Annotated in this window: 14 protein-coding genes; 8 read left to right on the top strand and 6 right to left on the bottom strand. The window is 36.6% G+C overall.

The window, feature by feature from the left end; translation table 11 throughout:
* Positions 1–12 precede the first annotated feature (12 nt).
* From RTX21_RS02325 to RTX21_RS02300, 6 genes are all read left to right on the top strand, one after another.
* On the top strand, positions 13–948 hold the full coding sequence (locus RTX21_RS02325) for a phytanoyl-CoA dioxygenase family protein (RefSeq protein WP_312765111.1): 936 nt from the start codon (positions 13–15) through the stop codon (positions 946–948).
* Between the two features lie 115 nt (positions 949–1,063).
* On the top strand, positions 1,064–3,094 hold the full coding sequence (locus tag RTX21_RS02320) for a M3 family metallopeptidase (protein WP_409414967.1): 2,031 nt from the start codon (positions 1,064–1,066) through the stop codon (positions 3,092–3,094).
* Positions 3,095–3,264: 170 nt separating this feature from the next.
* Positions 3,265–4,446 carry a histidine kinase gene (locus tag RTX21_RS02315; RefSeq protein WP_312765109.1) on the top strand — a complete coding sequence of 394 codons (1,182 nt, stop codon included), beginning with the start codon at positions 3,265–3,267 and terminating at the stop codon, positions 4,444–4,446.
* A 3-nt stretch (positions 4,447–4,449) separates the two neighbouring features.
* Entirely contained in the window at positions 4,450–5,130 is a 681-nt protein-coding gene (locus RTX21_RS02310) for a LytTR family DNA-binding domain-containing protein (RefSeq protein WP_312765108.1), read from the top strand.
* Between the two features lie 121 nt (positions 5,131–5,251).
* Positions 5,252–5,980 (top strand): intradiol ring-cleavage dioxygenase, encoded by a 729-nt coding sequence (locus RTX21_RS02305; protein WP_312765107.1) that lies wholly within the window; start codon positions 5,252–5,254, stop codon positions 5,978–5,980.
* A gap of 242 nt (positions 5,981–6,222) precedes the next feature.
* Positions 6,223–6,888: a hypothetical protein gene (locus tag RTX21_RS02300; protein ID WP_312765106.1), complete on the top strand. Its 666-nt coding sequence runs from the start codon at positions 6,223–6,225 to the stop codon at positions 6,886–6,888.
* Between the two features lie 257 nt (positions 6,889–7,145).
* Here the strand turns inward: RTX21_RS02300 and RTX21_RS02295 are convergent, their stop codons facing one another.
* From RTX21_RS02295 to RTX21_RS02270, 6 genes are all read right to left on the bottom strand, one after another.
* Positions 7,146–7,592 (bottom strand): carboxymuconolactone decarboxylase family protein, encoded by a 447-nt coding sequence (locus RTX21_RS02295; protein WP_312765105.1) that lies wholly within the window; start codon positions 7,590–7,592, stop codon positions 7,146–7,148.
* A 427-nt stretch (positions 7,593–8,019) separates the two neighbouring features.
* A complete protein-coding gene (locus RTX21_RS02290; protein ID WP_312765104.1) occupies positions 8,020–8,595 on the bottom strand; it encodes a Crp/Fnr family transcriptional regulator in 576 nt (191 codons plus the stop codon).
* 79 nt (positions 8,596–8,674) lie between these two features.
* Entirely contained in the window at positions 8,675–9,301 is a 627-nt protein-coding gene (locus RTX21_RS02285; RefSeq protein ID WP_312765103.1) for a PH domain-containing protein, read from the bottom strand.
* Positions 9,302–9,420: 119 nt separating this feature from the next.
* Positions 9,421–10,191, bottom strand: a complete 771-nt coding sequence (locus RTX21_RS02280) for a type 1 glutamine amidotransferase domain-containing protein (RefSeq protein ID WP_312765102.1) — start codon at positions 10,189–10,191, stop codon at positions 9,421–9,423.
* Positions 10,192–10,285: 94 nt separating this feature from the next.
* Entirely contained in the window at positions 10,286–10,852 is a 567-nt protein-coding gene (locus RTX21_RS02275; RefSeq protein ID WP_312765101.1) for a Crp/Fnr family transcriptional regulator, read from the bottom strand.
* An 88-nt stretch (positions 10,853–10,940) separates the two neighbouring features.
* Positions 10,941–12,884, bottom strand: coding sequence for an ABC-F family ATP-binding cassette domain-containing protein (locus tag RTX21_RS02270; protein ID WP_312765100.1), 1,944 nt, complete (start codon positions 12,882–12,884; stop codon positions 10,941–10,943).
* Between the two features lie 497 nt (positions 12,885–13,381).
* On the opposite strand from RTX21_RS02270, the gene RTX21_RS02265 reads away from it, so the two are divergent.
* Together RTX21_RS02265 and RTX21_RS02260 are read left to right on the top strand one after the other, a co-directional pair.
* Positions 13,382–14,356 (top strand): deoxyhypusine synthase family protein, encoded by a 975-nt coding sequence (locus RTX21_RS02265; protein ID WP_312765099.1) that lies wholly within the window; start codon positions 13,382–13,384, stop codon positions 14,354–14,356.
* 62 nt (positions 14,357–14,418) lie between these two features.
* Positions 14,419–15,510, top strand: a complete 1,092-nt coding sequence (locus RTX21_RS02260) for an acyltransferase (RefSeq protein ID WP_312765098.1) — start codon at positions 14,419–14,421, stop codon at positions 15,508–15,510.
* Positions 15,511–15,649 lie beyond the last annotated feature (139 nt).

Raw genomic sequence — 15,649 nt, 5'->3', positions numbered from 1 at the left:
AAATAAGGATCCATGATGTCATTGATAAAAAATAGTAAGTTAAGCTACGCATTTTTCAATTTATTCAACAAAAAAAAATTAAAACACAATATTCCACTTTACAAAAAATTCAAGATCAATAAATTTTATTTTTCACCTATTTCAAGTAAAGATTTCAGAAAAGTAGAAGAGCAGTTCGTTAGAAGAGAAAAACCGGAAGCGATTCTTGAAACAGATTTCTATAAAAATCAAACGCCAGAAAATCAACAAAGTTTATCGCAGTTTTTTGAGAACGGTTATAGCGTTGTCAGAAATTTCATTTCTGCAGAACAGGCAGATCAGATCAATTCTGAGATCCAAAAGCTTTTGGATAACAATGAGATCAGTTTCAAATATGGTAATAAGCTGATGTTTGCGTTACACAAGTCAGAAATTATCAAAGAAATAGGTTTGGAAAAATCTTTATTAGAATTGCTTGACCTTTTATTAGATGGGAAAACCAAGCTTTTTCAAAGTATCAATTTCATCAATGGAAGCCAACAAAAAACACACTCTGACAGCATCCACATGACTACTTTTCCTGTTGGAGGATTGATCGGGGTTTGGATTGCTTTAGAAGACATAAAAGCTGATCAGGGTGCGCTCCATTATTATCCTGGTAGTCACAAATTGCCTTATTACATGAATTCTGATTATGATAACGAGGGTAATTTCTGGATGCTGGGCGACAAAGGAAACAAAGGTTACGAGATCATGCTTCAGGAGAAGGTCAAAGAATTAAACCTTAAAAAAGAGGTTTTCGAATGTAAAAAAGGAGATATGCTGATCTGGCATGCGAATGTTTTACACGGTGGAGAACCTCATACCAACAAAGATAAGACGAGGAAGAGCATGGTATTTCATTTCTTTGATGAGAATTCTGTCTGTTATCATGAGATCACACAAAGACCGGCACTTTTTGAAAACTAAATTATATATGAAGAAAATAAAAACAAGTTTGTTAATCGCATTCATTGCTTTCAATGCAGGAAATGTTATTATAAATGCTCAGCAGAAAAAAACTTCTGCAACTACAGAAAAATCTATGAACAGTAATCCATTTCTTAAAAAAAGTCCGTTGCAATATCAAGCTCCGGAATTTGATAAAATAAAAGATGAGCATTTCAAACCCGCTTTTGAATTGGGGTTGAAAGAACAATTGGTCAACATTGATAAAATTGTGAATGATAAAGCGGTACCGACATTCGAAAATACTGTTCTGGCTTTGGAAAATAGCGGGCCAATTTTAGGAAGAGCGACCATTCTTTTTTATAATCTGACTAGCTCTAATACAAATGACGGACTTCAGAAATTAGAAGAAGAATATGCACCAATCTTTGCAGCGCACGGCGACAAAATAACACTGAATGAAAAGTTATATAAAAAATTAAAAGCTGTAAAAACCGATAAATTAGACGCCGAAAGCAAAAGACTGACTGAATTTTATCTGACTAATTTTGAAATCGCTGGAGCAAATCTTTCTGCCGAGAATAAAGAAAAACTGAAGGAGATTAATCAGCAGTTAGCTACTTTATCGACACAATTCAGTAACAAATTATTAGAAGCGAGAAAAAAAGGAGCAGTTCTGATTTCTGATGTCAAAGAATTAGATGGCCTTTCTGCCGACGAAATTGCTGCGGCCGCAACTGATGCAGAACAAGCGGGACAAAAAGGAAAATATCTTTTAGCTTTACAAAATACGACTCAACAGCCACTTTTGCAGAATCTTAAAAACAGAACTACGAGAGAAAAACTCTTCAAAGCTTCTTGGACAAGAGCTGAGAAAGGTGACGAAAATGATACAAGGGAAACAGTTGAAAAATTAGCCAAATTAAGATTACAAAAAGCCCAATTATTCGGGAAGAAAAACTTTGCAGAATGGAGCTTGCAAGACCAAATGGCTAAAACGCCGGAAGCTGCAATGGGGCTTTTGGCACAATTGGCAAAACCTGCAGTTGAAACGGCCAATCGTGAAGCTAAGGAAATTCAGGAAGTGATTGATGCTCAGAAAGGTGGTTTCCAAGTTGAGCCTTGGGACTGGAATTTCTATTCTGAGCAGGTTAGAAAAGCAAAATATGACCTTGATGAAAACGAGATAAAACCTTATTTTGAAGTAACAACAGCTTTGGAAAAAGGTGTTTTCTACGCTGCGGAGAAATTCTATGGAATCACATTCAAAGTGAGAAAAGACCTTCCGGTTTACCATCCGGATGTTGTGGCCTATGAAGTTTTTGACAGAGATGGAAAATCTTTAGCATTATATTATCTTGATTTTTATACAAGAAGCAACAAAAGCGGAGGTGCTTGGATGAATAATTTTGTTCAACAATCTCATTCTTTGGGACAAAAGCCTGTGATCGTAAACGTTTATAATTTCCAAAAACCTGCACCGGGAAAACCATCATTGATTTCTTATGACGATGTAGAGACTTTGTTTCACGAGTTTGGTCACACCTTGCACGGCTTGTTTGCTGATCAAAAATATGCATCGATTTCCGGAGCTAATACACCGAGAGATTTTGTAGAATTCCCTTCTCAGATCAATGAGCATTTTGCATTGGAGCCGGAGATTCTAAAAAATTATGCTTTGCATTATCAGACCAAGCAACCGATGCCACAAGCTTTGATTGATAAGATTAAAAAAGCATCAAACTTCAATCAAGGTTATGCAACGACTGAATTAGTAGCGGCTGCAACTTTGGATATGAACTGGCATACGGTGACTTCTGACAGCCAGCTAATTCCTGTTCTGGATTTTGAAAAGCAGGCTTTGTCCAGATACGGACTGCTTGTTCCTCAAGTTCCGCCTAGATATCATACACCTTACTTTGCTCACATTTGGGGTGGTGGATACTCAGCTGGTTATTACGCTTATCTTTGGTCAGAAACTTTGGATTCAGACGCTTGGGAATGTATCAAGGCCAATGGCGGTTTGACGAGAGAAAATGGTGACAGATTCAGAAAGTATATCCTGTCTGTCGGCAACAGTGTAGATTTGAACAAAGCTTTTGAGGAATTTACAGGTCATAAGGCCGATATTAAACCACTTCTCAGAAGCAGAGGTTTTATCAAATAAGACTTATTTAAAATTTAAGAAAAACGTTTCCAAATCTGGAAGCGTTTTTTTGTTTTTGACTTTGAACTATTTTTTTGACTAACTTCGTTTTGCAGATTTAATAATTTAATTGTAACTATTTTAACAATTGTGCGATTAATTATAGAATTCTTAATAAAAACTAAACCTCAGTGAAAAATAAAAACATCTACTATCACATTATCCTGATCCTGCTTCTGTTGCTGATTCCTGTTTTGTCATCGCCGGAGCTGGACAGTAGTTTACGATTGTTGGGTTCGTCTTTTTTTCAAAGGGATTTTTCCAGATATGTTTTTCTGATTGTTTTTTTCTATCTCAATCTGGCAGTGCTTTTGCCGAAGCTTTATGACAAGAGGAAACTACTTTTATATTGGGTTTGTGTTTTCGTTTCATACGTCTGGATCTGCACGCTCCCGTTCTTTGTTTTTCCAAATCATCACGGTGGCGACCCGCGTTTTGATTTTTTTCAAAATGAAATGTCAGGCGATAAAAATGATCATCCAAGATTTGAAGATTGTCCTCCACGACATTTTGAAGATATTTCCAAAGAAGAAAGAACTTATTTCGAAAAGGAACATCCTGCATCTCTTCCTAAGATTCGACCTCATGGAAAAGGTTTTCCTCCACCAAAAATGATGGGTGGGGAAGACTCTTTTTCCAGAAAATATGTCTCGGGACTTTTACCATTTCTCTTTTCCTTCCTTAGTTCCTTTTTCCTTTATCAGTCGATCAAGAAAAAAGAAATAGAACGTGCCAAAGCCAAAGCCGATTTGCTTAATCTGCGTTATCAACTTCAGCCACATTTTCTTTTCAATACACTGAATTCCATCTATTCGCTGATTTTGATGAAGTCAGATGATGCCTCGGAAGGGATTTTGAAGTTGTCAAACGTAATGCGCTACATCGTGGAAGAGAGTGAAAACGATTTTGTTTTGCTTTCCAAAGAGTTGTTTTATATTAAGGATTATATTGCTTTGCAACTCATAAGAACAGACAGCAGTCTTGATTTTTCCTATGAAGAAAGTGGAAATACAGAAGGCGTCAAAATTGTTCCGATGATTCTTTTGAATTTTATTGAAAACGCTTTCAAATATGGTTATAATGCTGAAGAATCTTCGAAAATATCAATTAATGTCAATCTTGACGGAGAGAAACTGAACTTCAAAGTTTTTAATAATATCGTTAATTATTCCGCTGCGGACGAATCTACAAAGGTCGGGATGAAGAATACAACAGAGCGTTTGGATAAATTATACGCAGGCAAATATTCTTTGAACATCGATGAAAATAAAAAATCGTATTTTGTAGAACTAAATCTTGACCTTAGTTCTTAGCTTATGATAAATGCCATTGCCATTGATGACGAAATTCTTGCCCTGAAAATTATCGAAACGTTTGCTTCGAAGATTGAAAATTTGAGTCTCGAGAAAACTTTCAACAAACAAAGCGATGCTGAAAAGTATCTCAGAAAGTTTCCTGTGGATTTGATTTTCTTGGACATTCAGATGCCGAATAAAAATGGTCTTGACTTTTATAAAAGTCTTTCCCAGGATACCAAAGTGATTTTCACCACTGCCTTTTCAGAATATGCAGTCGATGCTTTTGATGTTAACGCTGTCGATTATCTTGTGAAGCCTTTTTCGTTTGACAGATTTCAGAAAGCTGTTGAGAAGGTTAAGATCAAGCCAACATCGGAAACTCAGAATCAGTTTCTTCTTATCCGTGCAGATTACAAACTTCATAAGATCGAGTTTGAAGATATCAAACTGATCGAAGGTCTGGACGATTATATCCAGATACATTTGAAAAGTTCTTCCAAGCTCACGGCAAGGTCTTCTATGAAAAGCATCATGGAAAAGCTTCCGGAGAAGGATTTTGTGCGTGTTCACAGATCTTATATTCTCCCTGTCCGATCTATAAAAGGTATTGTAAACAAGAACATTCATCTCGATGATTTTATCATTCCTGTTGGGGAAACCTACAAAGATGATTTGAAAAAAATCATTGGATATTATTAAGATTCTTTTAAGATTTCGCTTGAAAATCGACACTTTTCTGTCGTTTTCCTCAAAAATTTCTTCCTTTTTTTAATCACACATACCTTTGACTCGTAAAACTTAAGAATTTAAGAAGATGAGGATGGTGAGTAGGAAAGACTTCCTTAAAAGTCTGGGGCTGGCTGGCGTTACAATGGCCGTCGCACCATTTGTTCTGAATTGCAGAAATGATGATGAGAATGATGCAGCTGGAAATGCAACGATTGATAATTCTGTTTCTACAGATTGTGTGGTTACCAATTCGGAAACGGAAGGACCTTTCCCCACCAAATCCCCATCGGCTCTTATACAGAGCAATATTATAGGAGACAGGACGGGTGTTCCTTTTGAAATCAATATTGTTGTTGAGAATGTGAATAGCAGCTGTTCGGTTTTGCAGGACGTGATTGTAGATATCTGGCATTGTGACAAAGACGGGAACTATTCTGAGTATGGCGGAACGCAGATGCAAACCACCAATTATACCGGCTATCATTTCCTGAGAGGCAGACAAACTACAGATGCCAACGGAAAGGTGAGCTATACGTCTATTTTTCCGGGTTGGTACGATGGAAGAGCAACGCATATCCACGTTCATATTTATAATTCTGCGGGAACATCACTTCTGGTAACACAGATTGCTTTTCCGGAAGGTTCCGGAACGGCCGTGGAGCTGGTAAATGCTAGCAGTGGTTACAGAGGGATGAGCGGTTATACATATAATTCCAATGACAATGTCTTCAGTGATGGGACATCCAATGAGATGAGTGTCGTCACAGGTTCTGTAAGTGCAGGTTTTGTTCTGGCACATACGATAAGAGTTAAAGCATAATAAAGATACAAGAATAAAGATAGAAGAAAGTCTAATATCTAGTGTCTTAAAGGATATTTCATAAATTTTTATTTTTTTTCCGGAATTCGATTTGTTCACGTTTTCATAGGTTGTTGAAAGAATTCCGGAATTTTTTAGAAGTTTCGATAAGTTATCAGGACAAACTTGATATGAGATACCTCGTTAGTCTTAGGCTCTCGAAGACATTCGATCAATTTTTTAATTCAATAAATAAAAATATTTTGGTTCAAAGTCCTTCAAAAATATTAAAATCAGATTACAGGCTTTGGGATGTTTCGCCCAGTGCTGCTATTGCGGAGATATATAGAGATGAAGATGTAAAAAGCGGACTGTTTCCCAATAAATTGTATGAAGTTTTAGAGTTTGTAATTTATGGAAACTCTCAAAGTTTTGTAAGTCTGAGATCCAACCAAAAGCTGCTGGTGCTTCCTCTTTTTGGAAAGGCAAGAATCAATAGTTTTGATAAGATCATAGAAACCGGCGAAGTTGTGGTGCTGGAATCGGTGGTGGAGCAGGATATCTTTATCAGTAATGCTTTGTCGGACCTGGAAACCGATGTTCTTGTAATCGTTTTTGATAAACTGGTTTCGGAGAATTCTTACAGGGTCAATACCATTGATCTGGAAATCAGAAACAAACTGAATTTTATTGATGAAGGTTTCAATTTTCCAGGATTCATTGGCGTTTTTGATGGTAGGGAAGAAGGACGTTATATTCTGAAGAGAAGCAGTAACAAAATTTTCACAATGGTTATCAATGGTGCCTTCGAATTCCAAAACAGATTGATGGAAACTCGTGATGCTATCTTGATATGGGATCTCGAAGAACTGGAATTTGAAGCATTGAGCGAAGACGCACTAATCCTCTTCTTTGAATTTCCTGACTAAGAAAGTAAGTGTTTTTTATATATAAATTTTCATTTTTCGATTTATTTTTCCTTATAAGTCCCGGTCACAATTCGGCCGGGATTTTAGTAATATTATTTCAAAAAAATGGCCTTCTGCAAGTCCTATGAATAGGGCGTTTGTAAAGGCATTAAAAAACATCAGGACGTTTTCATTAAAACGTCCTGATGTTTTACTCAAAAGGTCTTGATGTTTTTATGAAAACATACGGATGTTTTTAAGAGAAAGTTTAATTAAAACTAAAATTCACCAATTTCCAGTTTTGTACTCAGTGCAATTCTGTTCCAGGAATTGATGGTTACGATGGCCATAATGATTTCGGCAATTTGTTTTTCGGAGAAGACAGATCTTGCTTTTTGGTAAGTTTCCTCACTAAGACCATTTTGGCTGATAAAAGTAATTTCTTCAGTCATCTTAAGTGCGACCTTTTCTTCTTCTGTGAAAAATCTGTCTGCCTCATGCCAGGCACTTATCAGGAATATCCTTTCCGCTGTCTCGCCGTATTTTAGTGCATCTTTGGTGTGCATGTCCAGACAATAGGCACATCCGTTGATCTGTGAAGCCCTGATCTTGATAAGTTCTTTTATTGTTTTAGATATTTCGGACTGTGCAAGGTAACCTTCTAGTCCTAACATTGCTTTGTAAGCTGTAGCATCTGTTTTGCTGATATTGATACGTTTTTCCATTGTTTTGATTGTTTTAATTTGTTGATACAAAGTTGAGAAATCGATAATGGGAAAAACTTAAACTGGTTTAAGAAAAAAGCCTTTTCAAAGGTTTGAAAAAGAACGGATCTAATGTGTATTTTAAGAAGCTCCGGAGGAGCTAAATGTTTGTAGGAAAACAATGAATAGATTGGAGTGCCGTAGGTACGATATTTTTAGGCAAGGCTTGCCTAGTAATTTGCTAATTGAAATGTTGTTGAGATCCGCTGAAAGTGTCATGCCTACGGCATTTTTTGACGCTTGGTTACTTTATCCTACAAACATTTAGCTCTTTCGGAGCATTAGCTAATCACAGATTCGATACATCTCAATTTAAAAATCTATAATTTAATTAGAATCAAAATTTTAAATTGGATACGACTTTGGTGTTTAAAATGATGATGTGAAACTAAGAAACACTCTTCTTCCGGATTTCACTCAGATATTCCGGCGTGAAGCCGAGGAAAGAGGCGATGAGATATTGTGGAACACGCTGTACAAAATCAGGATATTGTTTAATTAATGAAAAATAAAAATCCTCTTTGGAGTAGGTGAAGATATATTTGACCCTTCTTTGGTTGGCGGCGAAAGCTCTTTGGTAAACGATCCTGAAATACTTTTCCATAATGGGGAAATCATTAAGAAGCTTTTCCTGTGATTCATCACTGATCGTAAGAACTTCGGATTTTTCAACAGCCTGAATGCTGAAATCGGCCAGGGTTTTGCGTTCAAAAGAGAAGTTATCTGTCATCCACCATGTTTCCAATGCAAAATCTGTGGTTTGTTCAACACCCTTTTCATTGAGGAAAAACTTGCGGAGAAGACCTTTCAGTACAAAATAATTGGATCTGCAGATCTGTCCCTCTTCCAAAAGGTTTTCTTTTTTGCAGAAGGTCTTGATCTCAAAATAATCTAATATCAAGGCAAATTCTTCATCGGTTATGGTGATGAATTTATCAAGATGGGATTTGAAGACTTGGGACATTGATTAGTGATTTGATTGTAAATTTAATAAAAAAGCAAAACACCGATTGATATTTTGCTTTGCATCTATTGATGATATTCTACATCCTGTCCAGTATTTCTTTCTTTTTGGTCTCGTAATCTTCCAAAGAAATTAAATCATTGTTCAGAAAAGCTTTTAGTTTCATTAAGGTTTCCATTGGGTCTTCTGCAGGTACTTCTGGTTTTACTTCTTGTGGTTTTTGTGGTTCTTCAGGTTTTTCATTTTGTGTATTGACAGTAATTCCGCCGGCAGCTGCTCTTTTCTCTTCCAATTCTTTTTGTCGGCGGTATTCTATCATTTCTTCTTCTTTAGCTTGTGCATATTGATAGAGCTTTCTGGCTTGTGATTTAGGAATATAATCTATTGTTTCTACGAATCCTGTAATAGCTGTCATTGTGAAAGTAGAGCCTAAGATGGCTTCGCTGATATGACTCTCGGCAACATCTTTCCAAAGGTAATCCTTGAAATCCGTCACCAATCCGAATGATTTCGAGCGGAAAAACAGGATTCTCTTATTAGTAAGCACGATCGAATCCGGAGAAATATTGATAGCTGGTTTATTCTGCACCGCAATGTATTCCACAGTTTCTCCATTGGTTAGCAGGTCATTTACTTTTTCTATGATCTTTTCTACGGCTTTCGGATCTTGTTCCTCGTTTAGATATTTTTTGAGATTATTGATCATTATTCGGATTTTTATCTGATGTGAAATTACAAAAACCAAACCGAATATTACAGTTTAAGAACAAAAAAGCAAAACCAAAATCGGTCTTGCTTTTATGTATTGAATATGATGAAATAAGTTTATTTCTGTTTTAATTGTTTTAGAATCTCTTCGCCAACACTTTTTGCAGATTGTGGATTTTGTCCAGTGATCAATCTTCCGTCAGCAACCACGTGATTTTGCCAAAGTCCAGACTTTTCGAAGATTGCTCCGCGTTCTTTCAGCTTATCTTCCAAAAGAAAAGGAACTACATTTTCCAGTTTCACAGCAGTTTCTTCCTCGTTGGTGAAAGCATTTACTTTTTTGCCGTCAACCAGATATTTTCCGCTTGATAACTTAAGGTTTACAAGAGCAGACGGACCGTGGCAAACTGCACTTACGATGCCGTCGTTTTCATAGATTTTTCTTGCAATGTCTTGTAGTTCTGCATTGTCCGGAAAATCCCACATTGTTCCGTGTCCTCCGGCGTAGAATATTGCTGCATATTTTGACGGGTCAACTTCGGAAGGCTTCATTGTGTTTTCAATTTTTGTACGATATTCTTTATTCTCCCAGAACTCTTTATTAACAGCATCTTCTAGATTAAGTCCATCAACTGGTGCTTTTTCACCTTTTGGACTTACAAAATCGATATCGTAACCCCCAGAATGGAGAACTTCCCAAGGATGAGAAACTTCGCCAAAGTAATAACCGGTTGGTTCATTTGTACTTCCTTTTTTATCGTGACTTGTCACCACGAATAAGATTTTTTTGCTCATAACTTTGTTAGATTTTTTATTCTGTGCATTTACAATATTCAACATCGAAATGAATGCAAATAGAACAGAAAAGATTAAAACTTTGGTTTTCATTATCATAATTTTAAAATTTGATACCGCAAAATTCTACAAAATCGAGACCGAAAGAAAGGATGTAGATCAAGGTTTTTCTGTGATGTATGTCACATTATTTTGATAATCTGCTAAGCGTTTCTCTGGAAACACCAAGATAAGATGCGATAAGAGATTTGGGAACGCGCTGAAAAAGAGAAGGGTAGTTGCTGAGCATCTGGTCATAGCGTTCTCTTGCGCTGTGAGTCAAGAGTGAAAGAATCCTTTGCTGCAACGCAATGTATCCGAAGTTTGATTTCTTTCTGAAAAAATGTTCAATCTTATGAAGGTCTGCACATATCTTTTCACGATTTTCCAATGAGATGGAAAGAACTTCGACATCTTCTATACAATCTATGTTCAGAGTAGAGTTCGTGTGATTGAAATAGGCCTGGAAATCTGTGATCCACCAGTTTTCCCAAGCGAACTGGAGAATGTGTTCTTTGCCATCAACAGGGTCGGTGTGGCAAGCTTTCAATAAACCTGAAATTACGAAATGGTCGTTTCTGACAAAGTCGCCCTGCTGAACCAAAAACTGATGTTTCTTAAGTTTTTTGATAGAAAAATGGGACAACAAGTAATCGAATTCCTTATCCGTGATCGGTGTGATTTCTTCGATGTGTTGTCTTAGTTTGTCGCTCATTTTTGAATTTCTTTGTCGAAGATAAGAATTATATAGGTTTATAAAAAAATCCATTCAAAATGAATGGATTTAAATATTTTAAAATTAATTAATTCTCCAATTGACTCCCCAGATATTCCCATTCCTGCAAAGTCAAATCCAGTTCTTCTTTGGTTTTGTTGTAAGTTTCTAAAACCTGTTCAGAAGGATTATCTTTTGTAAATGAACTTTCGAATTCCTCGATTTTCAATTCAAGTTCAGAGATCTTTTCTTCTACTTTTTTCAGTTTGTTTTGAATGTTCTTTTGCTCTTTACTGACAATAACCGTTCTGTTTTCTGTCGGAGTTACGGATGGAGCGGATGTTTCTGGCTTCTTTTGTCTTGGCTCTTCCACTTCATCTTGATGTAGTTTTGCTCTTTCGGCAGACACTTCACGGATGCTTTCTTTTTGTCTGTATTCTAAGTATTCATCAATGTTTCCAAGGAATTCTTTCATTTTTCCATCACGGAATTCAAAGATTTTATCTGATAAACCTTGCAGGAATTCACGGTCGTGAGAAATAACGATCAATGTTCCTTCATATTTCTGAAGTGCCAATTTGATAATTTCCTTTGACTGAATATCCAAGTGGTTGGTTGGCTCATCCATAATCAATGTGTTAAACGGACGAAGCAACAATTTGCAAAGTGCCAGACGGTTTCTCTCACCTCCGGAAAGGACTTTGGTCTTCTTAGTTACATCTTCGCCTTGAAACAAGAAAGATCCTAAAAGGTCACGAACTCTCGGTCTGGTTTCTTCCGTTGCAGAATCTTCTGCTTCCTGAAGAACCGTTTTATCCGGTGTCAAAACCTCTTCCTGATTCTGAGCAAAATAACCGATGCTTACATTATGACCAAGATTCCATTCTCCAGAATAATCCTTGATGTCACCAGCAAGAATCTTCGCCAAAGTGGTTTTTCCTTGTCCGTTTTGTCCCAAAAGAGAAATTCTGTCGCCACGTTCTACAAAGAAATCTACGTTGTCAAAAATCTGTTTGTTGCCATAAGCTTTTCCCAAATTTTTAGCCTCAAAAATTACTTTTCCGGGCGTAACAGAAGGTTGGAAACGAATATTGAATTTAGAAACATCTTCATTATCGATTTCGATTCTTTCAATTTTATCCAATTTCTTTATTAATGACTGAGCAAAAGAAGCTTTGGTCGCACTCGCACGGAACTTATTGATGTTATCTTCCATCTGCTTGATTTCCGCATCTTGATTTTTCTTGGCCTGCGCCAGTTTTTCGCGACGTTCTTTTCTCAGTTCCAGATATTTGGAATAATTGGCTTTGTAGTCCTCGATCTTTTTATTGTTAACATCAAAAGTCCGGTTACAAATGGATGTCATAAACTGTTTGTCGTGACTTACCAGAACAATTGAACCGGGATAATCCTTCAAGAAATTCTCCAGCCAAATGATAGATTCCATATCCAGGTGGTTGGTCGGCTCATCCAGAAGCATCAGGTCATTTTTCTGAAGAAGCAGTTTTGCCAATTCGATCCTCATTCTCCAACCTCCGGAAAATTCGTCGGTTATCTTTTGAAAATCATCCGCTTTGAAACCTAAACCAAACAATACTTTCTCAACATCGCCTTCCAGATTGTAGGCATCGTGATTCATCAGAAGGTCGTTCAGTTCTGTCATTCTGACAATTAGATCAGAATAAGTATCACTTTCGTAATCGGTTCTGGTTGCCATCTGATGATTGACTTCCTCAAGTTCATTTTTCATAGCATTGATCTGCTCATAAGCTTGCATCGTCTCATCCCAAACGGTTCTTCCTTTTACAAAATCAAGGTCTTGTTTTAAGAATCCAATCGTGATATTTCCTTCTGGAACAACGTTTCCTTCGTAGAAATTGATTTCTCCGGAAAGGATTTTAAGCAGTGTGGATTTTCCTGCTCCATTCTTTCCAACCAAGCCGATTTTATCATCTTTTTTGATGGTGAAATTGACGTCTCGGAAAAGATAGTTTCCTGCGTGATGTAACCCTAACCCTTGTGCCGATATCATTGTTGTATATGTTTAAATTTTCAATTGGCAAAAGTAGTGAAATATGTTGGATGTTGGAAGCGGGAAGTTGGATGTATTAATAGTATGATTTTTTAGGGATATTGGGCAATTCCCTCGCCAACGCTTTGCCCACAACTCGGTCGGGCTATCCGCTCATATCTTTTGTTTTTCAGATTCTTCCTACGTCAGAATGACAGAAAAACAAAAGGATAACTGCTACTATCCCTATTGCTGTGATGGTTGCAAAATTAGTTTGTTGATAAATTCACATTGTGACAATAGAAAATTAACAGTGTCGCTCCTACGGAGCTCCGCTGAATTACGTTGTTTTTCTACAAACATTTTGCTCCTACAGAGCCACTCGCAAGTATTATATTTATGCTGCAATTATCGCACTTCTTGCTGAGCTTAACATTAAATCTTCAACTTTTCTACCTCCGAACTCGAATCTTGAACCTTGAACCAAAATTATTATCTTTGCCAAAACTTTATAAAAAATGAGTAAGCCGATTTCGGAATTTATAGAAAAGTATTATTTGCACTTCAATGCAGCGGCGTTGGTAGATGCTTCCAAAGGTTATGTTGCACACCTGAAAGATGGCGGCAAAATGATGGTAACATTGGCTGGAGCAATGTCAACTGCAGAACTTGGGAAGATCTTTGCAGAGATGATTCGTCAGGACAAAGTAGATTTTATCTCTTGTACCGGAGCTAACTTGGAAGAAGACCTTATGAACCTTGTTGCGCACTCTCACTACGAAAGGGTTCCGCATTACAGAGACCTTACGCCACAAGAAGAGTGGGCGCTTTTGGAAAGAGGACTTAATAGAGTTACTGATACTTGTATTCCGGAAGAGGAGGCTTTCAGAAGATTGCAGAAACATATCTACGAGCTTTGGAAAGAGGCTGATGATAAAGGTGAAAGATATTTCCCGCACGAATATATGTACAAAATGATTCTTTCCGGCGTTCTTGAGCAATATTATGAGATCCCAAGAGAAAATTCCTGGATGATTGCTGCGGCCGAAAAGAACTTGCCAATCGTAGTTCCAGGGTGGGAAGATTCTACAATGGGTAATATTTTTGCTTCATATTGTATCAAAGGAGAATTGAAATTCTCAACAATGAAATCAGGAATCGAATATATGGCTTATTTGGCTGATTGGTACACGAAAAACTCAGGGGGAAAAGGGGTTGGTTTCTTCCAGATTGGTGGAGGAATTGCCGGAGATTTCCCGATCTGCGTAGTTCCAATGCTTTATCAGGATATGGAAATGCACGACATTCCGTTTTGGTCTTATTTCTGCCAGATCTCTGATTCTACAACGTCTTATGGTTCATATTCAGGAGCTGTTCCAAATGAAAAAATCACTTGGGGAAAACTGGATATCACAACACCGAAATTTATCGTTGAAAGTGATGCGACGATTTGCGCACCATTAATGTTCTCTTATATTTTGGAAAATTCTTAATAGAATTCAAATTAATTATAATTTAAAAGGCTTATCTGTTAAGCCTTTTATTTTTTTATACCTTGGAAAACCTTCAGAAAAATAAATTTGATGCTTTAACCGGAATGCGCGCCATTGCGGCGATTATGGTTTTTGTTTATCATAATCGGAAATACTGGCGCGATGATTTGCCATTTGTAATAATGCGTTTCATCAGCGAATGGCATATTGGTGTAACAGTTTTTTTTGTTCTAAGTGGATTTTTATTGGCTTATCGATATGAGGAAAAACCTTTAGAATCTAAAAAATCTTATCTTAAATATATTCTGCTTCGTATTGCAAGGATTTTTCCATTGTACTGGATCTTGCTGAGCTGTTATTTTCTTGATACGGCTTATTCCAAAAATGTACATACTTATTTTTTACAGTATTCTCTTTTTTATTCTTTGTTTGAAAGCTATTCCGTTTCGGGTATTGTTCAGGCTTGGTCGCTCACAGTAGAGTTTTTGTTTTATCTTTTATCTCCTCTTTTATTTTTATTATTAAGGAAAAGCTGGAAATATTGTATTCTTTTTTTAGTTGGGTTTTTCTTTGCAGGCTGGGGAATCGGATATGGTCTTCACGAGTTTAATGGAAATCCGAAAGGTTTTTTATATCCTGTAAAGTTTCTGATTGGAAGTACATTTTTCGGACGCAGTTTGGAGTTTTTCTTTGGAATGCTGCTGGCGTATTTGATGAAAAATGAAAAAGGATTTTTATTTTTAAGTAAACTCAAAAAACCGACACTTTTGGGAGGAATGTCTATTTTGATATTAATCATTTCGATTGGTTTTTTTGCGAGAAATAATTTCGTTCACGGCGTCGAAAGATGGGAAGGAAGATTGATTCACGAATTGCTTTTGCCTATTGCAATTGCTATTTTATTTTGGGGATTGATGAGTGAGAAAACCTGGATTTCAAAAGTTCTTTCTACAAGATTCCTTGTGCTTTTCGGAAATGCTTCTTTTGTATTCTATTTGATTCATTTGAGTTATTTCAATATGAAACTGAAATCTTACGTTTATCTTCCCGACCGTAATTTTGTTCTGCTCTGGATATGCTCAATTATCATTTATTTTTTAATCGAAAAGCCTTTGTATGAGATTTGTAGGAAGCTTATTTCTAAAATTAAATAAGTTCGGTTCGGGTTGGAGATTAATTAAATTTGATTGCAGAATTCAACATAAAAAGAAAGCGTTCAAATATTGAACGCTTTTCTATTTTTAAGTATTTGATATTAATCTAAAGAATTAATTAAAACAATATATCTGTAAC

The organism is Epilithonimonas sp., assembly GCF_032054305.1.
Lineage (GTDB): Bacteria > Bacteroidota > Bacteroidia > Flavobacteriales > Weeksellaceae > Epilithonimonas.
The sequence above is the reverse complement of the archived record's forward strand: the minus strand, read 5'-3'. Positions and strand labels throughout refer to the sequence as shown.